This window comes from Lysinibacillus sp. CD3-6 (assembly GCF_006351725.2).
Lineage (GTDB): Bacteria > Bacillota > Bacilli > Bacillales_A > Planococcaceae > Lysinibacillus.
This window is the reverse complement of sequence record NZ_CP085880.1, coordinates 2,425,821-2,450,725: the sequence shown is the minus strand read 5'-3', so window position 1 is coordinate 2,450,725 and position 24,905 is coordinate 2,425,821. Positions and strand designations below refer to the sequence as shown.

25 protein-coding genes are annotated in these 24,905 nt (G+C 34.9%); 21 read left to right on the top strand and 4 right to left on the bottom strand.

The features are described from left to right. Positions 1–12 precede the first annotated feature (12 nt). Positions 13–978 carry an alpha-E domain-containing protein gene (locus FH508_RS11845; RefSeq protein ID WP_172771521.1) on the bottom strand — a complete coding sequence of 322 codons (966 nt, stop codon included), beginning with the start codon at positions 976–978 and terminating at the stop codon, positions 13–15. Further along, a complete protein-coding gene (locus tag FH508_RS11840; RefSeq protein ID WP_172771520.1) occupies positions 932–2,422 on the bottom strand; it encodes a circularly permuted type 2 ATP-grasp protein in 1,491 nt (496 codons plus the stop codon). The genes FH508_RS11845 and FH508_RS11840 overlap by 47 nt, the downstream gene beginning before the upstream one ends. A 76-nt stretch (positions 2,423–2,498) precedes the next feature. Between FH508_RS11840 and FH508_RS11835 the strand changes: the two genes are divergently transcribed. From FH508_RS11835 to FH508_RS11785, 11 genes are all read left to right on the top strand, one after another. Continuing rightward, positions 2,499–2,912: a hypothetical protein gene (locus FH508_RS11835; protein ID WP_172771519.1), complete on the top strand. Its 414-nt coding sequence runs from the start codon at positions 2,499–2,501 to the stop codon at positions 2,910–2,912. 454 nt (positions 2,913–3,366) lie between these two features. Next, positions 3,367–4,329 (top strand): tyrosine recombinase XerC, encoded by a 963-nt coding sequence (locus FH508_RS11830; RefSeq protein ID WP_172771518.1) that lies wholly within the window; start codon positions 3,367–3,369, stop codon positions 4,327–4,329. Between the two features lie 70 nt (positions 4,330–4,399). Next, the gene (locus FH508_RS11825; RefSeq protein WP_172771517.1) at positions 4,400–4,903 is read left to right on the top strand and encodes a DinB family protein; all 504 of its coding nucleotides are present in this window, start codon (positions 4,400–4,402) and stop codon (positions 4,901–4,903) included. 322 nt (positions 4,904–5,225) lie between these two features. Beyond that, positions 5,226–5,375: a transcriptional regulator gene (locus FH508_RS11820; RefSeq protein WP_172771516.1), complete on the top strand. Its 150-nt coding sequence runs from the start codon at positions 5,226–5,228 to the stop codon at positions 5,373–5,375. A gap of 201 nt (positions 5,376–5,576) precedes the next feature. Further along, positions 5,577–5,732: a transcriptional regulator gene (locus tag FH508_RS11815; protein ID WP_172771515.1), complete on the top strand. Its 156-nt coding sequence runs from the start codon at positions 5,577–5,579 to the stop codon at positions 5,730–5,732. Then, positions 5,729–5,899 carry a transcriptional regulator gene (locus FH508_RS11810; RefSeq protein WP_139860481.1) on the top strand — a complete coding sequence of 57 codons (171 nt, stop codon included), beginning with the start codon at positions 5,729–5,731 and terminating at the stop codon, positions 5,897–5,899. The genes FH508_RS11815 and FH508_RS11810 overlap by 4 nt, the downstream gene beginning before the upstream one ends. A gap of 359 nt (positions 5,900–6,258) precedes the next feature. Beyond that, positions 6,259–7,980: a putative bifunctional diguanylate cyclase/phosphodiesterase gene (locus FH508_RS11805; RefSeq protein ID WP_139860479.1), complete on the top strand. Its 1,722-nt coding sequence runs from the start codon at positions 6,259–6,261 to the stop codon at positions 7,978–7,980. A 237-nt stretch (positions 7,981–8,217) separates the two neighbouring features. Beyond that, the gene (locus FH508_RS11800; RefSeq protein ID WP_139860477.1) at positions 8,218–8,496 is read left to right on the top strand and encodes a CD3324 family protein; all 279 of its coding nucleotides are present in this window, start codon (positions 8,218–8,220) and stop codon (positions 8,494–8,496) included. Between the two features lie 125 nt (positions 8,497–8,621). Further along, positions 8,622–9,056: a GNAT family N-acetyltransferase gene (locus FH508_RS11795; protein ID WP_172771513.1), complete on the top strand. Its 435-nt coding sequence runs from the start codon at positions 8,622–8,624 to the stop codon at positions 9,054–9,056. Positions 9,057–9,070: 14 nt separating this feature from the next. Continuing rightward, the gene (locus tag FH508_RS11790) at positions 9,071–9,643 is read left to right on the top strand and encodes a GNAT family N-acetyltransferase (protein ID WP_172771512.1); all 573 of its coding nucleotides are present in this window, start codon (positions 9,071–9,073) and stop codon (positions 9,641–9,643) included. Between the two features lie 241 nt (positions 9,644–9,884). Next, positions 9,885–10,388 carry a GNAT family N-acetyltransferase gene (locus tag FH508_RS11785; protein WP_172771511.1) on the top strand — a complete coding sequence of 168 codons (504 nt, stop codon included), beginning with the start codon at positions 9,885–9,887 and terminating at the stop codon, positions 10,386–10,388. 487 nt (positions 10,389–10,875) lie between these two features. On the opposite strand, the gene FH508_RS11780 is transcribed toward FH508_RS11785, so the two are convergent. Next, positions 10,876–11,343, bottom strand: a complete 468-nt coding sequence (locus tag FH508_RS11780; protein WP_172771510.1) for a MarR family winged helix-turn-helix transcriptional regulator — start codon at positions 11,341–11,343, stop codon at positions 10,876–10,878. Positions 11,344–11,566: 223 nt separating this feature from the next. Here FH508_RS11780 and FH508_RS11775 point away from each other — a divergent pair, with 223 nt between their 5' ends. The 6 genes from FH508_RS11775 (at position 11,567) to FH508_RS11750 (ending at position 16,948) form a co-directional block, all read left to right on the top strand. Further along, positions 11,567–12,778, top strand: coding sequence for a MalY/PatB family protein (locus FH508_RS11775; RefSeq protein ID WP_172771509.1), 1,212 nt, complete (start codon positions 11,567–11,569; stop codon positions 12,776–12,778). An 8-nt stretch (positions 12,779–12,786) separates the two neighbouring features. Then, positions 12,787–14,073 carry an amidohydrolase gene (locus FH508_RS11770; RefSeq protein WP_172771508.1) on the top strand — a complete coding sequence of 429 codons (1,287 nt, stop codon included), beginning with the start codon at positions 12,787–12,789 and terminating at the stop codon, positions 14,071–14,073. Between the two features lie 39 nt (positions 14,074–14,112). Next, positions 14,113–14,319, top strand: coding sequence for a DUF3311 domain-containing protein (locus FH508_RS11765; protein WP_172771507.1), 207 nt, complete (start codon positions 14,113–14,115; stop codon positions 14,317–14,319). A 1-nt stretch (position 14,320) separates the two neighbouring features. Further along, positions 14,321–15,808 carry a sodium:solute symporter family protein gene (locus tag FH508_RS11760; protein ID WP_172771506.1) on the top strand — a complete coding sequence of 496 codons (1,488 nt, stop codon included), beginning with the start codon at positions 14,321–14,323 and terminating at the stop codon, positions 15,806–15,808. 63 nt (positions 15,809–15,871) lie between these two features. Beyond that, complete coding sequence (locus tag FH508_RS11755; RefSeq protein ID WP_172771505.1) at positions 15,872–16,528, top strand: carboxymuconolactone decarboxylase family protein; 657 nt, start codon at positions 15,872–15,874, stop codon at positions 16,526–16,528. A gap of 33 nt (positions 16,529–16,561) precedes the next feature. Further along, complete coding sequence (locus tag FH508_RS11750) at positions 16,562–16,948, top strand: RidA family protein (RefSeq protein ID WP_172771504.1); 387 nt, start codon at positions 16,562–16,564, stop codon at positions 16,946–16,948. A gap of 58 nt (positions 16,949–17,006) precedes the next feature. Here the strand turns inward: FH508_RS11750 and FH508_RS11745 are convergent, their stop codons facing one another. Next, entirely contained in the window at positions 17,007–17,621 is a 615-nt protein-coding gene (locus FH508_RS11745; RefSeq protein ID WP_172771503.1) for a TetR/AcrR family transcriptional regulator, read from the bottom strand. A 167-nt stretch (positions 17,622–17,788) separates the two neighbouring features. Here FH508_RS11745 and FH508_RS11740 point away from each other — a divergent pair, with 167 nt between their 5' ends. The 4 genes from FH508_RS11740 to FH508_RS11725 all read left to right on the top strand — a co-directional run bounded on the left by FH508_RS11740 (position 17,789) and on the right by FH508_RS11725 (position 24,892). Continuing rightward, positions 17,789–18,973: a YhgE/Pip domain-containing protein gene (locus tag FH508_RS11740; protein WP_172771502.1), complete on the top strand. Its 1,185-nt coding sequence runs from the start codon at positions 17,789–17,791 to the stop codon at positions 18,971–18,973. A gap of 834 nt (positions 18,974–19,807) precedes the next feature. After that, entirely contained in the window at positions 19,808–21,850 is a 2,043-nt protein-coding gene (locus FH508_RS11735; RefSeq protein WP_172771501.1) for a helix-turn-helix domain-containing protein, read from the top strand. Positions 21,851–22,263: 413 nt separating this feature from the next. Then, the gene (locus FH508_RS11730; protein WP_172771500.1) at positions 22,264–24,432 is read left to right on the top strand and encodes an acetate--CoA ligase family protein; all 2,169 of its coding nucleotides are present in this window, start codon (positions 22,264–22,266) and stop codon (positions 24,430–24,432) included. Positions 24,433–24,436: 4 nt separating this feature from the next. Continuing rightward, positions 24,437–24,892 carry a MaoC family dehydratase N-terminal domain-containing protein gene (locus FH508_RS11725; RefSeq protein WP_172771499.1) on the top strand — a complete coding sequence of 152 codons (456 nt, stop codon included), beginning with the start codon at positions 24,437–24,439 and terminating at the stop codon, positions 24,890–24,892. The last annotated feature ends 13 nt before the right edge of the window (positions 24,893–24,905 follow it).

The following is a 24,905-nucleotide window of genomic DNA, read 5'->3' as shown; positions in this document are numbered from 1 at the left end:
GAATTGTTCCTTTCAAGATTGTAGGCTGGGTTCATATAAATGATAAATTGTAGAAAATGTATGACCAAAATCAATACATTGACACAATCTTTCCTCCATTGAAAAAATTGCTTCCTCTAAAGAAGTCGTCGATAAGTCGATATTGTTAATGGCAGTTAACAAAGCTCTTAATGGCGTATTAAGTGCTAAAAATCTTGCAGTTAGATGGTCTTCTTCGATGTGCATAAATGCTTCTTCCAGTTTTTTTAGGCAAACAATTACAGAGCGAGGAAAATGCTCATCATGCAATAAATATTGAATAACGTGTATCAAATATGTTTGATGATGCTTACGTAAGTAGGGCTCTGTCGCTTTTGCTAAATCAAGTAAAAACGTTCCGTCTGCCTCTTGTAAATTGCTAACCATTAGTTTTTGTTGCTCTAGCATAATTAATATCATTCGAATCATTTTCTCTACACGTTCAAGCCATTTCCCAACTTGCATAAAATAAAAAGGTAAATCACGTTCCATAGAGCCCTCAATTAAGCCCGTAACCGTTAAGGATGTCTTCCGAACATTGTGTAAAAAATAATTTAAAGAAATTAACGGAAAAGGCCTTTCACGTACAGTAATCTCTTGCTGCATATATAAATAAAAAGCATTGTGTAATTCCCAAAGCTCAATAGGAATACTATCTCGTGTAATGCGTGCATTTTCTCGAATTGCTCTTAATGTTGCATGTAAAGCATTGCTATTGTTCTCCGAAAATAAAAGGTATTCAATAAGAGGATTGACACGAATGACCTCATAGCTTGATATAAACTCTTCTTTTGATGCACAAATATCTAAGATGGCCTCCCAGTGATCGAGATATTCATTTTCTTTACCAGATTGCTCCAGCATATTCAACAGCTGTACTTGTAATATATGAGCATTTGTTTCTGTTCGTTCACTATATCTTGCCATCCAATATAGTGCGTCTGCTACTCGACTTAGCATGCTGTAATTCCTCCTTTAGTATCCACGTATCTTTAGCGCCGCCACCTTGCGATGAATTGACGATTAATGATCCTTCTTGCAGTGCAACACGCGATAATCCTCCTGGAAGCACAAAAATATCAACACCATTCATAACATAAACACGTAAATCGACATGACAAGGATAGAATTTGCCCTGCTGATAGGCTGGTGCACGAGATAACTGAATTGTCGGTTGTGCAATGTATTGTTTAGGATGCTTTACTATTTTTTCATAAAAGCTTGCGATTTCCTCTGTACTTGCATGTGGTCCAATTAGCATATCGTAGCCACCTGAAGCACTAACATTTTTGATGACTAATTCATGTAAGTGGTCAAGAACCCATGCGCGTTGTCTATCATCATCTAAATGATACGTCGTCACATTTTCAATAATTGGCTCCTCATGTAAATAATATCGAATCATATCTGGCACGTACGCATACATCGCTTTATCATCCGCAACACCATTGCCAACTGCATTCAAAATCGCGATATTTCCCGCCTTATAAGCCTCAATTAAATGGGGCACTCCTAGTAAAGAATCTTCTCGAAAGACAGTAGGATCTAAGAAGTCATCATCGATGCGTCGATAGATAATATCAATTTGCTCAAGACCGTAAATTGTCTTCATATATACTTTAAAATCTTGAACAATTAAATCCCGTCCTTCCACAAGCTGAATATTAAGTTGTTGTGCTAAAAAAACATGGTCGTAATAAGCAGAGTTATACATTCCTGCTGTTAATAGTACTGCTTTTGGTTCACCGCGTGCTTGTAAAGCAGGTGGTCGATGTGAGAGGAGAGCTTTTTTCATAATGGCCATTTGTTTTTCAAGCGATTGGATTGTATGTTTTGAAAAAAACTCAGGATATACTTCCTTCATTACATAACGGTTTTGAAAAACATATGAAATGCCTGAAGGATTCCGTAAATTATCTTCCAGTACACGGTATACACCATTCTCATCGCGAATGAGATCGATGCCAGCTAAGAAAATATGATTATTTATAGGCACTTGTACACCAAGCATCTCTGGATAATAAAATGGATTTTGTTCGATAAGATTTCTAGGAATAATCCCATCTTTAACAATTAGCTGTTTATTATAAACATCCTGTAAAAAACAATTTAAGGCTTTTACTCGTTGTTTCATTCCTGTTTCAATTAAGTTCCATTGCTCATGCGGAATAATAATCGGTACAAAATCAAAAGGCATCGTTCGCTCCGTCCCACCCTGTGCACCATATACTGTAAATGTTATACCTTGTCTAAGAAAGCTTGATTGTGCTTGCTGATATTTCTCTTCTAGCTGTTCTTCGGTAAAAGCACTAAGTTTACGATAGAATGAGCGATAATGTGGTTTCGGCTGATCACCATCTAACATTTCATCAAAAAAAGAACCTGAATTATACAATTTCATCATGTGAACCGCCTCCGAATTTAAGTAGTAGAAAAAACGTGTTACACTAATAAGGAATACATAAAAGGAGCTAGTAAAAATGACAAACATTAACTTAATGCAAGCTTATGAATTAGACAAACTATCAAAATTAGATTTAACTGACGAGGAGATATTACAGACATTACGAACTGGGGATGTGTCATCATGGTGTAATCTCGAACCCAAATATGAATTTAATGAAACATTGGCACTTTATAAAGAAGGGGAACAAACTTTTCTTGATGCCTTTCACGGTAATTATCGAATTAAATATGTAACATTACCAGGCATTCAACGTTTACTACATCTTCGTTTTGAATTAGAAGCAACAAAGAATTTTGACTTAGAAGATACTGGAATTAAAAATTTATCTTGCGACGAAGAAATTATTTCGAAAATTCAAAACATGTTATCTATTAATTGGAAGCTAACGAAGCAAATAGATGGTACATACAGCATTTTCGCTAAATAATTACAATTATCCAAATAATACCACGCGCGTTGTGAGACGAATCGACTTGTACCATTACCCAGCCTTTATAATTTCGATTCGTCTCAGCGCATAGTAGTATACTAGAGTTTAATATTCATTTGGCGAGCAGATTATGCATAAAAAACGAAAGCTAATGGAAAAAATATGAAGAGGGTAATCTTTTCTCTAGTCAATAGATTTCTTTGTGGTTTGATTAACACAAAGAGATAGTTAAACCATTTTCGAATGAAGCTCGCTGTATAATGTTAATTGCATAACAGTTGTCGTTTTACAAAGATGATTTCTAATTACTTAGAAGTCATCTTTTTTTGTTAGACATTGAAGAACGCTTGTTCTTATTGCCGTAAAAAGGCACATTTTTATTAATAAAGTTCCCAAATTTATATTTGGGAACGTTTTTTCGTGGTAAAATAGAGAAAATAGAGGTGATTTTATGCAAAAAACGCAACTGCCAAAAATAATGAAAGATTTCCTTGTCTACTTAACGACAATTAAAGGAAAATCTCAGCGCACTAGAAAAGAGTACGAATATGATTTAACATTATTTTTCCGTTTCCACTTAGCTATGGAAAACGATATGGATATTACGCAAATAGATAAAATAAGTATTGCAACTATTACAATAGAAGAAATCCGTAATATTACATTAGAAGATCTCTACTTATTTATGGAATATTGTGAAGTACAACGACAAAATTCCGCTTCTGCTAGAGCGCGGAAAGTAGCTACATTAAAATCGTTTTTCAAATACATTAAAGGGAAACGCCGTTTAATTGAAGAGAATCCTGCCGAAGAATTAGAAACACCCAAAATTGGTCGAAGAAAACCTATTTATATGAACATGGATGAGGCAACACAATTTATCGAAGGCATTCAAATACATCGTGCATCGCCACGCAATTATTGCATGATGATGTTTTTCTTAAATCTAGGCATTCGAGTTTCTGAGCTTTGCCAACTTAATACATCATCTATACAAGGACGCTATTTAACTGTTATCGGAAAAGGGAATAAGGAACGGACAGTATATTTGAATGATAGCTGTATTTTAGCGCTGCGAAATTATGAACAAAGCGGCAAAACGTCATACAAAGGGGAAGGAGAAGAACCACTTTTTATTTCGCAAAAAGGAACGCGCTTTACACGCCAAACAGTGGCCAAAATCGTCAAACAAATAAACAAGCAATCGGGGCTTCAAAAGGATCGACTAACGCCTCATAAACTGCGACATACATCCGCAACAATGATGTATAAGGCGGGTGCCGATATTCGTAGTTTACAGCATATACTGGGCCACTCTAGTGTCGCAACGACGCAAATCTATACACATATTGAGGATGAACAGCTACAACATGTTCTAGAGAATAACCCATTTAATATTGTCGATAACAGCTAGAAAAGGAGCATACGAAATAGTACAGCGCATATATTCAGAGTAGGACCTTAAAATAGAAAGGGGATAGAGTATGATATCATTATTACTTGAACAATTAAGTGCCACAAGAGAGCAGTTATTAAAGGAAATAGCAATTTACAACGATACACAATTCAACCAAAAACCTGATGCAGATAGCTGGAGTATAGCCCAAATATGCCATCATTTAGTGCTAGTAGAAGCTTCGACAATCAAGGCAATTGCTTGGGCGTTATCTTCACAGGAAAATACGAATCCCGAACGTCAAAATGTTCAGCAAATTAAAGATAGAACAAGAAAGCTTACAGCGCCAAAAATCGTTGAACCTGCTTCTACGCCTTTTGAAAAGCATGAAATTTTGACGCTACTAGCTGATACAAGAAAGCAATTTACTGCTTTTTTGCATGGAATAGAAGATCCTTCTTTGCTGGCAAAAAAGGCAGTGAACCATCCTGCTATTGGTAAATTACCACTCGACCAATGGATAGAACAGGTGTATCTGCATGAACAAAGACATTTTGAACAGATACATGAAATGAAACAAATCGTTGGCTAAACTGTATTAGGAGTTAACATGAAAAAAAGAAAGATAAAGTTGTACACAAAAAAGTGCTTAACAGAACTTCGAAACACTCTATTATTTGAAGTAATCTGGAATATCATGTTATGGATTCCGAGAATGGTTTTTCGGCTATTGAAACAGTTATGGTAGAACAAATAAATAAAAGTCCGACTTCTCAACTTTGAAATTTACTGAGAAATCGGGCTTTTTTCACCTTTTTAAATGAATAACCTATTGACGAACAGCATAATCTGTTATATATTAAATAAAAATAAAAACAACTGTTATAAAACAGTTTGTATAGGAGGAATTTTTGATGTCAAAATATCGAGATGGTTATGAGTTTTATTGTGAAATGTGTGATCTTTATGGGCTAGAGCCAATTTCTTTCCGTTATTACATTATCCAACTATCACAAGAACAACTTTCAGCTTATAATATGCAAGCGAAACAATTAGGGATTTAATACATTAACTACAAAGGATGTGGTTATGACGGACGCCAACGTGAATAGTTTATGAAAAGCCCAGCCATACTAATATAGTAGACTGGGCTTTTATGAATATGAAAGAAATTTCAGAAATTACTATTGACTTGATAACATAACTGTTATATATTATTTATACAAATAAATGACTGTTATAGTACAAAGAGAAGAGGAATAGCAATGGCACAGTATAGAGAAGGTTACGAATTGTATTGCAAAAAATGCGAGCAATTTAATTTAGAGCCAATTAATTTTCATTATTATATTAATAAGTTATCGCAAGAGCAATTAAAATATTACAATGAAGCTGCATACGAAAGGAAGTTCGCCATATGACAGACTATCGACAAGGCTATGAATACTATCGACAAATATGTAACAGCCATGAATTAGAGCCAATTAATTTTCATTATTACATGTTAAATTTATCACAGGAACAACTTGAAACTTATAATGAACAAGCGAAATTGGTAGGAGGTCAAATTGAATATGAAATCTATTAACATGTAAAATGCCTTACTGCCCAGCTATGACAGTAAGGCATTTTCACATATAAATATATTTGGACATTTGTGATTAACAAGGTAAATAGTATTTCTATAGTTTAAATAGTAGTACAAATGTAATTAAGTAAAATGGTAAATTGCTGAAACACGTGCGTTTAAAGTCATTCTTTTTTGTCTAATTTATAGAAATCTATTAATTTTGATAGGTACAGTTTGTATATTTGGGTTGAATTAACTGCTTTTCTAAGACTATAATATAATTACATAAAAAAGGGCCATCTACCACAACTTTATACCTCACTGTAATATAAAGAATAAGTACTAAACCCTCTTATTTTAATGAACGGAGAATGAAGATGATGAATATCACGCCTAGTAGTATTAATCAAGTAAACTACAGCCTGAAAGAATTACAAGATATTTTTTCAGCAATGAACAGTTCAATCATAGTAGCTATTACAGATCGGACAGGAAAAATTACCTTTGTTAATGATCATTTTTGTAAAATTTCTAAATATAAGCGTGAAGAATTAATTGGACAAGATCATCGTTTACTAAACTCGGGTTTCCATCCTAAATCATTTTTTAGAGAAATGTGGAAAACAATCGGAAAAGGTGCCATGTGGAATGGTGAGGTATGCAACCGTGCAAAAGATGGCAGTCTATACTGGGTGAAAACAACAATCATTCCTTTTCTCGATGATAATGACAAACCATATCAATATATTGCCATTCGAGTAGATATTACTGCACAAAAGGACATAAAAAAAATTACACATATTGCTTATCATGATGAATTAACAGGGTTACCAAACCGTCGTAAATTAGAACAACGTTTAGAAAATGAATTCCATCAATCCCGACGTACAGAAGAGAAGTTTGCGTTATTTTTCATTGATGTCAATCGTTTTAAAAACATTAACGACGGACTTGGCCACATCATTGGTGATATGTTCCTAGTTGAAATGGCAAACCGTTTACGCAATATAGATTTCACATCCAATTCATTTTATAGGCATAACAGTGATGAATTCGTCATGATTTTAAATGATGTTTCTCGTATCGAGGAAATGGCAAAAGAAATTATTGCCGTTTTCAATGACAGTTTCATCGTTGATGCGTACGAATTTTATGCAAGTATTAGTATTGGAATTAGCATTTTCCCCGATCATGCTAATTCAATTGAAGATTTATTAAAAAATGCTGATATCGCAATGTATGCTGCAAAATCAACACGTGGGAATCAATATAAGCTTTATCGACATAATATGGATGAGGCAAATGATAAATGGTTATTGCTTGAAACCAAACTTCATCAAGCATTAAAAAAGGATTTATTAGAGCTACATTATCAGCCAAAAATTGATTTAAAAACAGATCAAGTGGTAGGTATGGAAGCATTGCTTCGTTGGTATGATCCAGAATTAGGACAAATGCCACCAGATCGTTTCATCCCATTTGCGGAAGAATGTGGGCTTATAAATGATATTGGTATATGGGTATTACATAAAGCTTGTGCGCAAGTTTGTGCATGGAACGAAACATTTCAATTAAATTTACGTGTAGCTGTAAATATTTCGCCAATCCATATTAGTACACCAGGTTTTGTTGAAATGGTACGCGATGTAATTGAAAAAACAAAAATTGACCCACATTCATTAGAAATTGAAATTACAGAAATGAGTATGCTTGATTATACAGAAGAGCTGATAAATACGATTGAGCAGCTACGAGCATTAGGCATTACGATTGCATTAGATGATTTTGGAACGGGTTATTCATCATTAAATTATTTAAAAAAATTCCCTGTAGATGTATTAAAAATAGATCGGGCATTTGTGCGTGATATTCTGCCTGAGAAAACAGGGATAGCGATGATATCCGCAATGATTTCGTTGGCGCATGCTTTAAACCTCAAAGTAGTAGCTGAAGGAGTCGAAGAGGAAGCAGAATTAAACGTGCTTCGTGAGCATGGCTGTGAATTCGTCCAAGGCTATTATTTTAGTAAGCCGTTATCCGTGAAGGACTTTACGACGAACATTATAAAACAATCACGAACAATTAAATCTAGCTCCTAATGGGGGCTAGATATTTCAATATTATATTAGTTTACATAATAATATTATTCATAAAAATAGTATTTATATTTTTTATAACATATATGGTACAATTTGTATTGTGAACTTTTCAGTTAAGGAGGCTTGATCGTATGAGAAAGCATACTATTTTTGCATAGCAAAGGCTATTGCAAAATATTGAAATGAAATAGCCTTTGCTCTTCCTAAAAGGACGATAAAACATTTAGGAGTGCAAACATGAGCTATAAAAAAGCAAGTAATCTGTTACCAGCAGAATTGATTGCGTTAATACAAAACTATGTTGATGGTGAATATATTTATATACCTCGAAGACAAGATAGCAAGAAACGTTGGGGGTCAGGCACGACAACCAAAAAAGAATTAGAAGTAAGAAATAATAATATTTATCAGGATTATCTTTCAGGCACTGATATGGAGACATTAAGTGCAACATATTATTTATCTTTAAAGAGTATTCAACGCATCCTACTAAAGGAAAAAAGAACAAATGGATAAAATAAGCTATGTGGTTGATTGCCACATAGCTTATTTTCATTTATGAAACAAATATGAGGTATTTTCATGGTCTGCCATTCAACTATAATCTAACTAACAAGATAAGCTAAAAGGAGAAATGAATGATGGCTTTTTATGTAACGCAAGAGATAAATGAAAATGCTAAACAGCTAGTTAATAACGCACTTTATAAATTTAATTTAAAGCATTTTCCAATAGATTTAAGAGGTAATTACGAAGAAATGAATATATTCCTTAAAGATGAAAACGACAATATTCGTGGCGGCATTCTTGCAGAAGTATGTTGGAATTGGCTAGAAATTCATACTTTAATGATAGATGAGGACATCCGAAAATCAGGATTTGGCACAAATTTATTACTAGAACTTGAGCAGATGGCTTTAGCAAAGCAGTGCGATTTTATTAAGGTAGATACATTAAGTTTTCAAGCATTAGAATTTTATGAGAAGCACGGTTATCAAGTATTTGGGACTTTGTATAATGTAGGTAGAGACTTTAAGCATTACTATTTGAAAAAAGATTTAACGAAGAAGAAATAACTGGAGGTTTAACAATGCATAATTTATTTACAATTGACTGTGGTGATATTTTTTTAAGAGAGTTTTGTAGTGAAGATGCCGATGGGATTTATAAGCTTACTTCACAACCAGAAGTATATGAGTTTTTGCCAGATTGGCGTTCTACGAGAGAACAACGATTAAACTGGATCATTAATGAAGAAATACCATCCAACAAAGCGTTTTTATCTGCTGTTCCTAATATTAACGGTCATAATTACTTAAAACTAGCAATTATATTAAAGGCAACGGGCGAAGTGATTGGTTTTTGCAATACTGGAACGAAAGAAGAGCTGAGTGAACCAAATCAAGAAATTGCCTATGCTATGTCAAAACATTTCAGAAATCGCGGCTACACAACTAAAGCGGTAAAAGGCTTACTACATTACTTGTTCGAACAGACAAATATTGAACAACTCAATGCAATCATTCAACCGCGTAATGTCAGTTCTTTGAAAGTGATTGAAAAATGCGGTTTTAGTTTCGAAAAAACAATAGAAATAGATTCACTAATATATGGACATTACACTTTACATAGGGAGGTTTGGAAAAAAAGAAAAGTTCAGTAGTTGTATTGAATACTTTTGAATGTAGTTCAAGCAGTCACCCTTAAGTAGAGCTAATCATATACTTAATTTACAATAATTATAATTAATGATAAAATCTAATAACCAATTAATATAGCATTACACTATGTAATTCCACCATTAATTTGGATTAAAAGTAATAGGAGTAGCTGCCAATAACATATACCTATTTTAATATTTTTGTCTTAATAATGATGTCAAAAATGATAATAGGAGAATAAGTATGAATGAATTGAACACAGCAAGATTAAGAATACTTGCGCTAAATGAAGAAAACTTAAGATTACTCATTGATCACCCAAAAAAGTTAGAGCTTCAATTATCCTTAATGGAATCAGTTAGCTATTTAGATGTTGAACTTCAACAAGCGATGGAAATTCGACATTCTAAGTTAGTACGAGATAAGGAAAACTATATTTGGTATACCAATTGGTTAATTGTATCGAAAAGTCATAACTGTAGTGTTGGCGGAATTATGTTAAAGGGTCTTCCTAACGGCTTTGGAGAGGTAGTAGTAGGATATTACACTTTGCCTGAATATCAAGGGAATGGCTATATGACAGAAGCGATTTATTCAATGAAAAACTGGTTGTTAAGCCAGCCTAATGTGAAGTTTGTTGTTGCTGATACTGAAAAAGATAATATTGCATCTCATAGAGTTTTAGCAAAATCAGGCGCTGTACTTTATAAAGAAACCGCGGAATTATTGTATTGGAGATTTAGCTGAAAATAATTTCATAATATAACGTCTTCCTATTATTATGGGGATTCTTTATCTTTTTATAAAAGGGGATAGTGATTCATTTGATAGACTTAATATTAGTCTTATCTTTTATGCTTAATCCAATATTCGCAATTGTTTTTTGCTTAAATTTAACTAGTTATTTGAAAAAGCTGATTGTCACAAAGGATGTAAACACAAAATATAATATTATTTGGATGTGTATTGCTTCAACGTATATCGTGTTCACGTTAACTTGGATGTTTACAAAAATTAGTGTGTAATTAAAGTAATAAGGTAGGGAAAGAAGATAGGGGATTATTTCTTTCCATAATAAGGCCTACAATTATCGAAAAAGTTCTTGCTAATCCTAAACAATGGAAAAGGGATTTTAACTCAACATTTACTAAACGGCAATACTAAAGAGCCATCGTATTTATGATGGCTCTTTTTGTTATGAGAAGGCCTGTATAGTACTAAACGCTACATGGCATTAATCTCTATCATTAAGTACTTTTCGTGTCCTTCGATTAATGACGTTTAAAATCGTAATATAATTTTGAAAATCTTCCACAGTAAATTGCTCAAGGTTTTTCAAATGGCTTCCATACTCTTCTTCATCTAACTTTTTATGATATTCGTATACTAACTTGCCTTTTGGTGTTAATTCGATGGTCAATTCTCGATAATTGTCAGGATTTCTATATTTAAAAGCTAAGTCCTTTTTAATTAATTTATCGACCATTTGAGAAACTGCACTTTTCGTTCGGTTCGTTAAATCAGCAATTTCAGAAGTATTTGTTTTTACTTGATCACCAATTAAGTTTAGCGTATGTACTTCTATCATATACAGCTCATCTTCAGTTCCATATTTTCTAGGAATGTTTTCGTAGGAGCTTATTAGTCTAGATGTCTCGTAAAGCGTTTCCATTAGTTCATAAAAAACTTTCTCCTTATCCATTCGATTAACCTCCTTTCAAAAATTTTAGACATAATGATTTTATTCTAACATATTCAAAAATCTTATAATGATAGTTACTTGCAAAATAGATATTTTTTAAAAAATCTGAATTTTTTATTGACCATTTTACAGTTAAGGTGCTAAACTGAGAAAAATTAAATGCAAACGTTTGAAAAAATGCTTTATAAAAGAAATATTGGTGAAAGTTAGAGGAGGAAATAAAATGCAATACAATTTTGATGAAATGGTTCAGCGCCGAAATACGTATTCTTTAAAGTGGGACGGTGAGGAATTAATAAAAGAAATTGGTTATACAGAAAGATATGATCATGAGACGATACCATTGTTTACGGCAGATATGGATTTACCAGTACCTCAACCATTGATAGAGGCGCTTCATAAAACAGTGGATCATCGTATTTTTGGATACTCCATATTTCCAAACGAGTACTTTGAAGCGATTCAGCATTGGTTTAAAAAAAGACATAATTGGACTATCAATAAAGATGAAATTGTATACAGTCCTGGTACAGTGCACGCTTTGAATATTGCGGTTAAAGCGTTAACTAAACGTGGGGAAGGTATTATTATCCAACGTCCTGTTTACCCACCATTTACAGCAGCTATTGAAGGAAATGGCAGGATTGTTCGTAATAATGCAATGATACGTAACAGCGATGGCTATTACACAATTGATTTTGAAGATTTTGAAGCCAAGGCACAAGAAGAGAATACTAAAATGTTTGTTCTTTGTAATCCACATAACCCGACAGGAAGAATTTTTACGAATGAGGAATTGAAAAGGCTTTCAGATATTTGTGAAAAAAACAATGTCATCGTTATTGCAGATGAAATACACGGAGACTTGATACGAAAAAATCAAACCTTTACACCATTAGCTAAAATTGTGAGTGATACAGACCATATTATTACTTGCACGGCCATTAACAAAACATTTAATGTCGCTGGTCTACACTGTACGAATGTAATTATTTCGAATCCTGAAATGAGAAATAGCTTTAGAGAAAAAATGGGCATGCAGTTACCATCTCCGTTTACGATATCTGCACTGATTGCTGTCTACAATGACGGGGAAGAGTGGTTAGATCAACTAACACAATATATTGATGACACGATGGACTATGTGAAAAGTTTTCTAGCTGAAAAGTTGCCGACGGTGAAAGTTACAATACCTGAAGGAACCTATGTCATGTGGATGGACTTTAACGGATACGGTCTTTCAGCACAAGAAATTCATCATCGAATTTATAATAAAGCGAATGTGCTGCTTGAAGATGGGGACCTATTTGGAAAAGAAGGTGAAGGGTACCAACGTATTTGTATTCCATCACCGAGACCACTTATTCAAGAAGCACTTGAAAGAATTGCTAAGGAATTTCAGGATATCGAAACAAACAATCGATTGGAAAGGTGAGAAGTAATATGAAAACATCCTATAGTCTTGATTCGTTAAAAATGGCACAACAATTAGAGGATTATGTAATTGGTATAAGACGAGATCTTCATAGACATCCCGAAATTGGTTTACATGAAGTGCGAACAATAAAAGTAGTTACAGAAGAACTAAGCAGCATGGGAATCGACTACGAGATTGTGCCTGATGGTGGCATTATTGGCTTTGTAGAGGGCAATCAAGCTGGGAAAACGTTAATACTTAGAGCAGATTTAGATGCATTACCGATGAAAGAAGAAGAAACGAATTTAAAAATGAAAAAAGTAGTCGTTTCAAATACTGACCAAGCTGCTCATACCTGTGGACATGATGGACATACCGCCATGCTTTTAGGTGCTGCGAAAATATTAAGTCAAAATAAAGACAAAGTAAAAGGTAAAGTGCTGCTCGCTTTTGAGCAAGGAGAAGAGATGGGTGGAGGCATTTTTAGCCTTTTAAAGCGATTATGCGAAATTGGGGCAGACGGTGTTTGGGGCATCCATTTAAAATCTGATATGCCGACAGGAAAGATATCTGTTGAAGCAGGACCGAGAATGGCAGCTTCGTTTAGTTTTAATGTTGTCATAAAAGGACAAAGTGGTCATGGTTCACGACCAGATTTGTCAATAGCGCCATTAGATTGTTTTACTGATTTTTATAATAATTTAAAAACAATGCGATTAAGCACTTTAGATCCGTTTAAAACAATTACCTATTCAATTGGTACAATTCATTCTGGCACGGCAATTAATATTATTCCTGAAAGTTTACAGTTTTCTGGCACTGCAAGATATTTAGATTTTGAACAAGGTGCACATGCAGCTAATGAATTTAAGAGAATACTAGAAAAGGTTTGTGAGTTGCATCATTGCACCTTTGAATTTATTACTGAGCCTAAGGAATGTGATTTAATTGTCAGCAATCAAAAAGATTGTGCTCAACTAGCAATGGCCGCTGTACAAGATGCAGTTGGGGCATATGCATTGTACGCTACACCAGCTTGGATGGCTTCCGAATCATTTGCATTTTATGAAAAATATTTTCCAGGTGTCTTTGCATTCGTCGGTATACAAAATTTAGAAAAAGGAGTCGGAGCAGAACATCATAATGTTTATTTTGACATAGATGAAGATGCATTAAAGTTTGGTGTAGCGGCTACTGTACAATACGCACTTTATTTTTTAGATAATGAAAATCCTATTGTATTTACTCCTGATAAAAGAGATATTAAAAGTTTATTTGTTGAAAACGGCTTTGCGCAATTAGTAAGACAATAAGCTATATTCATAAATCGATGGAAAAAAGGAGATAGAAAAATGACACGAAAAAGACTTTGCTACTTATTATCGTTCATTGCATATTTTGGCATGCCTATAGGCATCCCCTTTATAAGAAGTGCTGAACCTTACGTTTTAGGTCTTCCATTTCTGCTATTCTGGATGGTTTTATGGATTTTGTTAGGGACAGGCATAATGCTAATAGTGCACCGAATAAATCCTAGTGCGAGAGAGGAGCTAGAATAATATGATTATTTCAGTAGGAATCATTGCATTTTTCTTATGTGTTGCTTTACTTTTAGGTGTTATAGCAAGTAGAGGAAAAGATATGAGTCTCGAGCAATGGAGTGTTGGGGGCAGGGGTTTTGGATCTATTTTCATTTTTTTATTAATGGCTGGTGAAATATATACAACGAGCGCATTTTTAGGTATTAGTGGCTGGATGTATGGAAAAGGCGGTGCAGCATTTTACAATATTATGATGCTGAACTATGTTATTGCCTATTGGTTAACGCCGAAAATATGGGGCTATGGAAAGAAACATAAATTACTATCGCAATCTGACTTTTTTGAAAAGGCCTATAAAAGTAAAGCACTAGGTATGCTAGTAGCTGTAGTAGGGTTAGCCGCTCTGATTCCTTATTTAATTATTCAGCTAAAAGGTCTAGGCATTATTGTATCTGAAGCTTCCTATGGTGCCATTGATCCAAAAATCACGATTTGGATTGGTACAATTGCGATGATTGTCTATGTGATGGTTTCTGGTATCCATGGCTCAGCTTGGACAGCTGTAATTAAAGATTTTCTTATTTTAGGTGTTGTATTATTTTTAGGGCTATACTTACCTTTCCATTATTATGGGGGTATACAACCGATGTGGGAGGCAATTGAAGTTGCTAACCCAGGGTTTCTATCGTTGCCAGACTCTGGTTTAAGTGCTTCATGGTATGTATCGACGATGATGTTAACATCCTTAGGGTTTTATATGTGGCCTCATACATTTGTTGCTACATTTTCGGCAAAAAGTGGAAATGCCTTAAGGAAAAATGCCATTATGCTTCCTATTTATGCTTTGTTCATCTTATTTGTGCTATTTGCGGGAGCAGCCGCTATTTTACAAGTACCAAATCTTTCGGGTGGTAATGTCGATTTAGCATTATTTAAAATTTCCACACAAACGTTTAATCCTGTTATCGTTGGCTTTATCGGAGCAGCGGGGCTATTAACTGCCATTGTGCCAGGATCATTAATCTTGATGTCAGCAGCAACGCTCTTTGCGAAAAATATATTAAAACCGCTTCGTCCTCAAACTACGGATCAGCAAATTGGCATCATTGCACGTTATACGGTTCCTGTTGTCGCATTAATCGCATTGTACTTTACGTTTAGTGGAGGTGGAGCCATTACGTTATTATTTTTAATGGGGTATGGTCTTGTTACACAATTTGCACCTGCCGTAGTCTTTAGCTTTTTGAAGAAAAACCCATACACAGTACAAGGCGTATTTGCAGGGATTATTGTTGGTGTGGCGATTGTTGGTTGGCAGGCTGCTACAGGTACAAATTTAAGTAAATTGTTCCCAAGTTGGCCATCTTATCTTCAAGATATCAATATCGGTTTTCTTGCATTAGGCGTTAATATTTTTGTAAGTTTAACTGTTAGTGCATTTACGAGAAAAGGCATTGTTATGAATGACGAGTCTTCTAATGAAAATGCAGTAGAAAGTATTTCTTAATCATTATTTTCAGAATATTTTGAATTTATTTCAATGAATAATAAGTAAACGGAGGCATTTTTAATGGAGAATAATAGTTTATATCAAAAATCATATATTCGCAGATTACCTGAGCTTGCAAAACTAACACCAAAGACGTTTAAAGCATTTGCTGAATTCGATAAATTAGCACTTTCTGATGGAATCATACCTAAAAAAACGAAAGAGTTAATAGCCATTGCCGCTGCACATGTCACTGGATGTCCTTATTGCATCGATGCTCATGTTGCGAATGCAAAAAAATTAAACATTTCTATGGAAGAAATAGCAGAGGCGATCATGGTGGCTACTGCATTAAAAGCTGGCTCTGCTATAGCACATGGCTTAAATGCATTCCAGGCATATGATGGAGAGAATAATGAAGATTTATATCAACAATCCAATATTGCTCGCTTTAAAGAAATGAATGATTTAAGTCCCGAAGCTTTTCGTGCATTTAATAAGTTTGATTTAGAAGCATTGAAGCCAGGGCTCATAAGTAAGAAAGATAAAGAGTTAATTGCTGTTGCGATTGCGCATATAACTGGTTGTGCATATTGTATTGAAATTCACGTCAAAAATGCAAAGAAATTAGAAGTTTCCCGCGAAGAATTAGCTGAAGCGATTTTCGTTGCTACTGCGCTAAAAGCAGGTTCAGCACTTGCTCATAGCGTAAATGCACTCAACGCGTATGACTTGTAACTCGAAACAATTAGAAAAAGGATGGATTAGCAAATGACACAAATTATTTACACGGACAAGGCACCAAAGGCCATTGGTCCATACTCTCAAGGGGTTATTGTAGGCGATTTACTATTTTTATCTGGACAAATTCCTGTTGACCCTACAACGAATGAAGTAGTCGAAAGCGATATGATAACGCAAACCAATCAAATAATGAAAAATATAGCAGCTATTTTAGAGTCTCAACATCTATCTATTAAGAATATAGTTAAAACGACAATTTTTTTAAAGGACATGCAACAATTTGCACTTCTAAACGAGGAGTATAGTAGACATTTGGGAGATCATCGTCCTGCAAGATCAACAGTAGAGGTAAGTAGACTACCTAAAGATGTACTCGTAGAAATAGAAGCCATTGCATCAATAAAAACTAAATGAAGTTATATGAAAGTTATGAGACATTTCCTATTAAATTAGGAAATGTCTCTTTTTTATGTTATTTCTTCAAGCCTGCTGCAAAAAAAGGACCATTTAACGTAATGGTAGATAATATTTGAGCCATTTCTTGTGGGGTTTCTTTTCGATCTTCTAGCAACCATTGTTGAATAACGCCGATATGAGCTGAGGCAATATAAGAAACTAAGTATTCCCCTGGGACTAGCAAATTAACCTGCTTTATGGGATTTTCAGTACTTTCAAATAACGTTTTCCACATGAAATTTTTTAATTTTGTTTGAAAAGACAAATCACCATTTGGACCTAAAATCGCCTTAATAAATTTTCTATTCCGCTCCAAAAATTCAAATATTAACACGGCAATTTCAAGTGGCTGTAAGATTGAATTATTCGTATTTATGCTTGCCACCAATTTAGCTATATTTTGTTTTACGATATTTGACATTTCTGGCATAAACTCTTCTTGGCAACGATTCATTAAATCGTACTTATCCTGATAATGTGCGTAAAATGTTCCTCTATTGATTTTAGCTGTTGCTGTAATGTCCTTTACTGTAATTGACTCAAAGCCTTTTTCTTCAATTAATGCTACAAAGGCTTCTTTAATGGACTCAATTGTACGAACTACGCGTAAATCATTGTAATTTTCTTTCACATTTGCTCCTCCTAAATTTTATCCGACATATTACTGAAATGTGTTCTATAAACGACATCAAGACCATTTTTGATTATTGAAAGCATACAAACGCACACTTATAATTCAAATTGTAATAAACAACAGGTTGTTCATTATTATAACTCAAAAAGAGAAGAGGTAATGAAATGTTTAAAAATAAAATGGTTTGGTTTGCGCCCATAATTGCAATTGTCGTTATTTTTGTTTTTTCACTCACTTTATTTCCGTCAGTGCAAGCAAAACCAAAAAATTTACCAATAGCGATTGTTAATGAGGATCAAGGAGTGGAAATCCCTAATCAACCGAAAGTAAATTTAGGTAAAAACATCGTAGACATGATCCAAACTACAGCGGGGTCGACAAAAGGTGAAGAACCTGCAGTAAAGTGGGTAATTGTAAAGAGTAATAAAGAAGTACAAAAGGGATTAGATGAACAAAAATACTATGCCGCTCTAGTATTTCCGAAAGATTTTAGTGTAAAACAGGCATCATTACAAACTGCGAACCCAACTTTACCCGAAGTTCAAATCTATATTAATCAAGGTAAGAATATGGCGGCTTCCACAATAGCAGGGCAAGTTGTCAACGGGGTAGTTGATAATATTAACAATAATGTACGCTCACAGCTTTTTGCAGCAATAGCATCGCAAGGAGGAACTTTAACGGTAGAGCAAGCTTCCAATTTAATCACACCCATTTCAAAAACCATTACAAATGTAAATGCAACAGGAGAACATAGTGCAAACGGTAATTCCCCTGTTTCTATGTTTCAGCCATTATGGATGGCTATTATGGCAAGTGCAGCAATCGTCTTTATTGCAATAAATAAAATAGAAATAAATTCACGAAAAGAGAAGCTTACTATAATGGGTGGTCAAATTATTATGGGGGCGCTTGTAGCTTTAATTGTAGGTTTCGGCCTTACATGGTTAGTTGAGAGTATGATAGGAATTGACATTCCAGCATATATGGACACTGCCTTATTTTTAACCATTACTTCCTTTAGTTTCTTCTTATTAATAACGGCAGTTATTTCATGGTTCGGCATTCAAGGTATAGCTATTTTTGCACTCATGTTATTCTTTGGGGGTCCACTGCTTGCGTTAGCCCCTGAAATGATGTCATCCTTTTATCATGACTGGATTTATCCATGGTTACCAATGCGATTTATGGTCGAAGGTTTACGAGAACTTTTCTTCTTTGACAAAGGATTTTCTTGGAACACATCCGTATCAGCCCTTACATGGATTGGTATAGTTAGTTTAATCGTTATTTTCGCTTCCGTTATAAAAATACAACCAGTACGTCTAGAACAAGGCGTACAAGAGTAAATTTTAAAGTGTAGACAAACGGCATCAAGAAGTTATACTTGATGCCGTTTGTCATTTTTATATACTTTGACTAAATGTAAATGAAAATTTCTTTTCAATTCCTTCTGGTGATTGGAGTGAAGGGCTAGCGACTCCTGCGGGAAAGCACGAAACGTAAGACGCAACTATCCGCGCGACAGCGAGGGTTGCGGCTTACGTATGTGCCCGCGGAAAGCGCTAGCCCGAAGCGGAAATCAACTGCAGAAATCTTCTATATTTAGTTTGCCTATGTCTCTTCCCATGCTAAAAAATCGTTATTAATAAGAACTTTTTCCTTGCCTATAAAGGTGATTGGAGTGAAGGGCTGGCGACTCCTGCGGGAAAGCACAAAACGTAAGACGCAACAAACCGCGCGTCAGCGAGGGTTGCGGCTTACGTATGTGTCCGCGGAAAGCGTTAGTCCGAAGCGGAAATCAACTGCAGAAATCTCCTATATTTAGTTTACCTATGTCTCTTCCCATGCTAAAAAATCTTTATTAATAAGAACTTTTTCCTTGCCTATAAAGGTGATTGGAGTGAAGGGCTAGCGACTCCTGCGGGAAAGCACAAAACGTAAGACGCAACAAACCGCGCGTAGCGAGGGTTGCGGCTTACGTATGTGCCCGCGGAAAGCGCTAGCCCGAAGCGGAAATCAACTGGCAGAAATCTTCATTTAATAGGTAAGATTCCATATAAATAAACACTATCAAAAAGATAAATATAGAATATTCTGTTAACTGGTGATAAAATTACATTTATAAACATATAGTACAAGTTAAACGTTATACAGTTCGCATTTTTTTCAAGGAGGTATTCATGATAAATAAAAATGATTACGAGAATGTTGCCTTTAACCAATTGGAAATGCTTCGAAATGAAATAAATAGAACGAAAATGAATAGAAATTTATTCAATAAAATTGATAACTATTATGTACTTTGTATTTATGAACAACAGAAAATCGCAAGCAATGATCATGCGACCAAAGCTAGTACGTTGACTAAAAATGTCATCACTAATTCTTTTGTCATCTGGGATCATACCTATAAAGAAAGTGAGCAATTATTCATGAATTTACGTATTTCTTCTAGAAATCGCGTAATTACTGAAATTGCAAAAAACATCGTTTCATTTTTACTGCAACAATACGAGGACCAATTAAACGAATCACTGAAGCGAAAATCAACGCATCGTAATGCACTTCAAGTTGAAAAATATATCCATCGTATGGAGAATATGATCAAGGCTAACACTTTCCTTGGTGAAGATACAGCTTGGGAAGAGTTTTGCTCATGGTTCCAAGTATATTTAACAGAATGGGTACTTGAAGAACTAGAAAGTTTGATTGGCTATGACATGATGAACCAGATGAGCAATGAGGATTTAAATGAAGTATTTTATCAGCAAATGACGAAAAATCTATCATCAAATGATATGTTTATTTCAAAATATACAAACATCGTGAACAACTATATGACAGAGTGGTTTCATAACATTATTGAATCAATGAAGCTAGCAATTTTAACAACAGAAGAAATTGAATCTATGTTACAAATAACTACACCTAAAAATCATGATACTCTGCCTCTTAGTAAAAGTATTGCTCTCTCATTAGGGGTAGAACAACATTTACACGTCATGAATAATGCCCCTTATCAATATGTAAGGGAAGCACTTTATAAAAATAATTTTCAACATATAGAAAATACTCCGTGGCCTACTACACCTTTATATAAAGGCAATCTAGAAGGAATTATTCAAATACGTCCATTTCAACCTAGCGAGCATTCCTTCGCCACACAATTATTGATTGAGAAAGCACAAAATCAAGCGCAAAGCTTAACAGATTTAGACGTAGATATGTTTGATGCATTATGTAGTATCTTTTTATCGAAGGCTCGTTATACTGAAGATATTATTGAAATACACTTTACTGATCTATTAATGATTCGTGGGTTAAAGCCGAAATTAGGAGGCGAAGGGAGAAGGGGTGGATATGAGCAACAACAAAAGGACAAGGTTTTGCAATCGCTTACAAAAATTCAAAGCTTATGGCTCGAATTAAATAAAGCAACGGTCTATGAAAAAGGAAAAGCTGTACAAACGCAGCTTCAAGGACGAACATTTCTTTTTGTCGATCATAATCGAAATGAGTATGATATTGCTCAATTAGATAAACATAAAACATTTACATTTACAGTTGATAAAGTTTTTACAAAGTATTTATATGGATCAGGACGGCAAATTGCCCTTTTACCTATTCAAACATTACATTATAATCCATACAGTCAAAAGTGGGAAAAAAGATTAGCAAGATATTTTAGTTGGCGATGGCGAACACAAGCAAGAAAGGGCGATTTCTTGCAACCAAATAAAATACGAACTTTATTAGAGGCAATTGGGGAAAATGTAAATGAACGCACACCATCTCGTACGAGAGACCGTTTAGAAAAAGCATTGGATCAATTGCTTGAAGACGGCGTTCTGTCTGCTTGGCATTATCATAAATGGGATGAAACGATTGCTAATAATAAGGGCTGGGTTCGACTATGGTTAGATTCAACCATTCTTGTGGAACCACCTGAAATTATCAAAGATCAGTACCGTTCTATTGAAAAAACAAAAAGTCCATCCCATTATTCAATTAATTTCCAAGACAGTGCTCAACATAAAGCAAAAGGAGTCACAATTGGCAATCAATTACGAGCGATACGTAAGCAATTTAATTTATCTCTTTTACAAGTTTCAGAGGAACTTGAAATTTCACCTTCCTATATAAGTAATATAGAAAGAGGGGTTAAAACTCCTTCGGTCAAAATTCAAAATAATATAAGTCGCTGGATGCAAAAATTTATGTAAAAATTGCATGCAAAAACTGCCTACATCTATCGAGTGTTTACGATAAATGTAGGCAGTTTTTTTAATTTGAAGCTGTATATCTTCAAATTTTTCACTTTTCCTTATTTGACTTTCAGTTGCTATTATCTTGTACTTAGGGATTTATCTATATAATGAATATTTCAGTTTTTGCTTTTATCCTTCCCATAAGTCGAGGTTATCGCGCGTAAATGTCGTGTGTAGTGTGTACAAAAAATAAAATACAAATTTTTGAACCCTTGCTATATATACGTTTCCTACATGTTTTTCTTTTTTTTACTCCCTAATAATTAAATCATTTTACATACTTTTGTTTTCAGAATATTTAAAACACACCCATTACAATGAACAACATAATCAATTGTTTTTCTATTATTCGAAACCGAGGTGAAATAATGAATAAAGAATTGAAAGCTTACGAATCATTAGAACCATTATTTAATCCGAAGTCTGTGGCAGTACTTGGTGCTTCTACAAATCCGTATAAAATCGGATACATTCAATTGAAAGCGCTTATAGACGGCGGTTTTGCTGGAAATATTTATCCTATTAATCCGAAAGCTAGTGAAATAGAAGGCCTTACTTGTTATCCTTCCATCACAGCTGTCCCAGAGGAAGTAGATTTAGCAATATTTTGTGTAGGTGCAGAACAAATTGTGGACAATTTACAGGCATGTGCGAAGAAGAATATAAAAGCAGCCATTATATTTGCATCTGGATTTTCTGAAACTGGGGAAGAGGGCGTACTGTTACAGCAAGAGTTAGCTAACATTGCAAAGGAAAACGGTATCCGAATTATAGGACCAAACTGTGTTGGGTTAGTTAATACAACGAATGGTATGATTGGGACATTTTCACCAGCTATTTTAGCCGTGCCATTACATGAAGAAAAGGCTGTTGGCTATGTTTCACAAAGTGGTGCATTTGGTGTATTAACATATATGGCGGCAGCACAAAATGGTTTAAGCTTTAATTATTTTGCAAGTGTCGGCAACGAAATGGAAACCGAATTTTCAGATGTAGTAGAGTACATGATTCATGATCCAAAAACAAAAGTCATTACAGGCTATTTAGAAGGGGCTAAAGATACTAAAAAGCTACGACTTTTAGCAAAAGAAGCCCTCCAACTTAACAAGCCCATTGCGTTGATGAAAACTGGAAAGAGTTCAGCAGGTAGTAGAGCGGCGGCTTCACATACAGGCTCGCTTGCTGGATCAGATTTAGTTTACGATGCGTTTTTCAGGCAGAGTGGTATCGTTCGAGTTGATGATTATGAAGATATTATTACGTTTTCAAAGCTATTTTTATCTAATAGACTACCACAAGGGAAAAATACGGTATTAATTACAAGCTCAGGTGGACGAGGTATTAATGAAGCAGATCGGTGCGAAGGACTAGGATTAAATATTATTGCGCTAAGCGAAAAGACAAAGGCAGAAATTAAAAAGCATGTTCCTTCTTTCGCAAGTGCAATCAATCCAATTGACTTAACTGCAGCCGCTTCAGTAACGAATCCCGAATTATATATTGCACCACTTCGAGCGCTTGTAGCTGATCCAGAAGTTCATAATATTATCCTTACAGAATTTCCTTTGTACTGGGAGGCAGATAATCCATATTTACAAGAGTTTATTGACATATGCAAAAACTCAGATAAATTTGTCTTCATTACGACATTCCCATTAGAAGGCATGTCTGTACCTAAAGGAAAAGCTGAACTTGAGAAAAATGGCATTCCTGTCATTCCAGGTAATTTAAATCCAATCAAAGGCTTAGCAAAGCTTGTAGAATATAGCGAGAGTTATAGAAAACATCAACAAGCAACAATCCAAGAAGAGGAATTACCTAAGAAACGAATAAACATGTCGCATGTAACAGGCTCGACATTAAGTGAAGCTCAAGCAACAGACATTTTAGATTTGTACGGGATTCCAACAACAAAACGAACTGTCGCTAAGACGGCCGAGGAAGCTGTTCAATTTGCGAATTCGATTGGTTACCCAGTCGTGTTAAAAGTTGATTCAGCGGATATTCCACATAAAACCGAGGCAGATGCGATTCGACTAAATGTACAATCAGCAAACGAAGTTATGAAAGCGTTTACTGATATTTATCACAATGCAAGAAACTATAAAGCAGATGCTAACATCAACGGTATTTCTGTTCAAGAGATGCTTCCTGAAGGGACAGAGGTAATTATCGGCGCAACAAAGGATCCGAATTTCGGACCAGTCGTCATGTTTGGCTTAGGTGGCATTTTCGTTGAAGTATTTAAAGATATTTCATTTAGAGTGGCGCCATTAACAAGAACCGATGCTGTTGAAATGATTGAAGAAGTAAAAGGCAAAGCGCTTCTGACAGGTGCTCGTGGAAAAGCCCATAGCGATATTGAAGCCATCATTGATGTGTTACTGAAGGTTTCGAAGCTTGTCACTGAAAATGAAGAGATTATAGAAGAATTAGATATTAATCCTTTAATCGTCTATGAAGATGGCGTAAAAGCAGCAGATGCAATGATCGTCGTGCAAAAAGATGTATTAGAGAAATCAGCAGTCAGGGGGTAAAGGTATGGATTTAGATCAAAGCTTAATAGGTTTAACAGGACCACAATATGTTTTTGAAGTCGAAAAAAGGCACATTCGTCAATTTGCCGAAGCAATCGGGGATTCTAATCCATTATATGTAGATGAAGAGTATGCAAAATCAACGATTTATGGGGGCATAATTGCACCTCCAAGCTTTCCAGTAGCGATAGGGGCTGATAGTGGGCAAGGGGTAGAGCTACCTTTGGATTATAGCCGTATGCTACATGGCGAGCAAGAGTTCATTTATCATCGACCGATTCGCGCAGGAGATCGTTTGTCCTGTCAGATGAAAGTGACAGATGTATATGAAAAAGAAGGAAAAAATGGGCCAATGCAGTTTTTAGTAATGGATACAGAAATGAAGGATCAAGAAGGCGAGCTAGTGGTGATTAGTCGTACTAACATCATTTATCGAGCTGTAGCGAGTAGTAAAGTGTAAATAAACTGTTGAA

What these genes read in the sequence shown, in the direction of transcription:
- FH508_RS11845 (WP_172771521.1), bottom strand. Translation starts at nt 978, where the DNA reads ATGCTAAGTCGAGTAGCAGACGCACTATATTGGATGGCAAGATATAGT.
- FH508_RS11840 (WP_172771520.1), bottom strand. Translation starts at nt 2,422, where the DNA reads ATGATGAAATTGTATAATTCAGGTTCTTTTTTTGATGAAATGTTAGAT.
- FH508_RS11835 (WP_172771519.1), top strand. Translation starts at nt 2,499, where the DNA reads ATGACAAACATTAACTTAATGCAAGCTTATGAATTAGACAAACTATCA.
- FH508_RS11830 (WP_172771518.1), top strand. Translation starts at nt 3,367, where the DNA reads ATGCAAAAAACGCAACTGCCAAAAATAATGAAAGATTTCCTTGTCTAC.
- FH508_RS11825 (WP_172771517.1), top strand. Translation starts at nt 4,400, where the DNA reads ATGATATCATTATTACTTGAACAATTAAGTGCCACAAGAGAGCAGTTA.
- FH508_RS11820 (WP_172771516.1), top strand. Translation starts at nt 5,226, where the DNA reads ATGTCAAAATATCGAGATGGTTATGAGTTTTATTGTGAAATGTGTGAT.
- FH508_RS11815 (WP_172771515.1), top strand. Translation starts at nt 5,577, where the DNA reads ATGGCACAGTATAGAGAAGGTTACGAATTGTATTGCAAAAAATGCGAG.
- FH508_RS11810 (WP_139860481.1), top strand. Translation starts at nt 5,729, where the DNA reads ATGACAGACTATCGACAAGGCTATGAATACTATCGACAAATATGTAAC.
- FH508_RS11805 (WP_139860479.1), top strand. Translation starts at nt 6,259, where the DNA reads ATGATGAATATCACGCCTAGTAGTATTAATCAAGTAAACTACAGCCTG.
- FH508_RS11800 (WP_139860477.1), top strand. Translation starts at nt 8,218, where the DNA reads ATGAGCTATAAAAAAGCAAGTAATCTGTTACCAGCAGAATTGATTGCG.
- FH508_RS11795 (WP_172771513.1), top strand. Translation starts at nt 8,622, where the DNA reads ATGGCTTTTTATGTAACGCAAGAGATAAATGAAAATGCTAAACAGCTA.
- FH508_RS11790 (WP_172771512.1), top strand. Translation starts at nt 9,071, where the DNA reads ATGCATAATTTATTTACAATTGACTGTGGTGATATTTTTTTAAGAGAG.
- FH508_RS11785 (WP_172771511.1), top strand. Translation starts at nt 9,885, where the DNA reads ATGAATGAATTGAACACAGCAAGATTAAGAATACTTGCGCTAAATGAA.
- FH508_RS11780 (WP_172771510.1), bottom strand. Translation starts at nt 11,343, where the DNA reads ATGGATAAGGAGAAAGTTTTTTATGAACTAATGGAAACGCTTTACGAG.
- FH508_RS11775 (WP_172771509.1), top strand. Translation starts at nt 11,567, where the DNA reads ATGCAATACAATTTTGATGAAATGGTTCAGCGCCGAAATACGTATTCT.
- FH508_RS11770 (WP_172771508.1), top strand. Translation starts at nt 12,787, where the DNA reads ATGAAAACATCCTATAGTCTTGATTCGTTAAAAATGGCACAACAATTA.
- FH508_RS11765 (WP_172771507.1), top strand. Translation starts at nt 14,113, where the DNA reads ATGACACGAAAAAGACTTTGCTACTTATTATCGTTCATTGCATATTTT.
- FH508_RS11760 (WP_172771506.1), top strand. Translation starts at nt 14,321, where the DNA reads ATGATTATTTCAGTAGGAATCATTGCATTTTTCTTATGTGTTGCTTTA.
- FH508_RS11755 (WP_172771505.1), top strand. Translation starts at nt 15,872, where the DNA reads ATGGAGAATAATAGTTTATATCAAAAATCATATATTCGCAGATTACCT.
- FH508_RS11750 (WP_172771504.1), top strand. Translation starts at nt 16,562, where the DNA reads ATGACACAAATTATTTACACGGACAAGGCACCAAAGGCCATTGGTCCA.
- FH508_RS11740 (WP_172771502.1), top strand. Translation starts at nt 17,789, where the DNA reads ATGTTTAAAAATAAAATGGTTTGGTTTGCGCCCATAATTGCAATTGTC.
- FH508_RS11735 (WP_172771501.1), top strand. Translation starts at nt 19,808, where the DNA reads ATGATAAATAAAAATGATTACGAGAATGTTGCCTTTAACCAATTGGAA.
- FH508_RS11730 (WP_172771500.1), top strand. Translation starts at nt 22,264, where the DNA reads ATGAATAAAGAATTGAAAGCTTACGAATCATTAGAACCATTATTTAAT.
- FH508_RS11725 (WP_172771499.1), top strand. Translation starts at nt 24,437, where the DNA reads ATGGATTTAGATCAAAGCTTAATAGGTTTAACAGGACCACAATATGTT.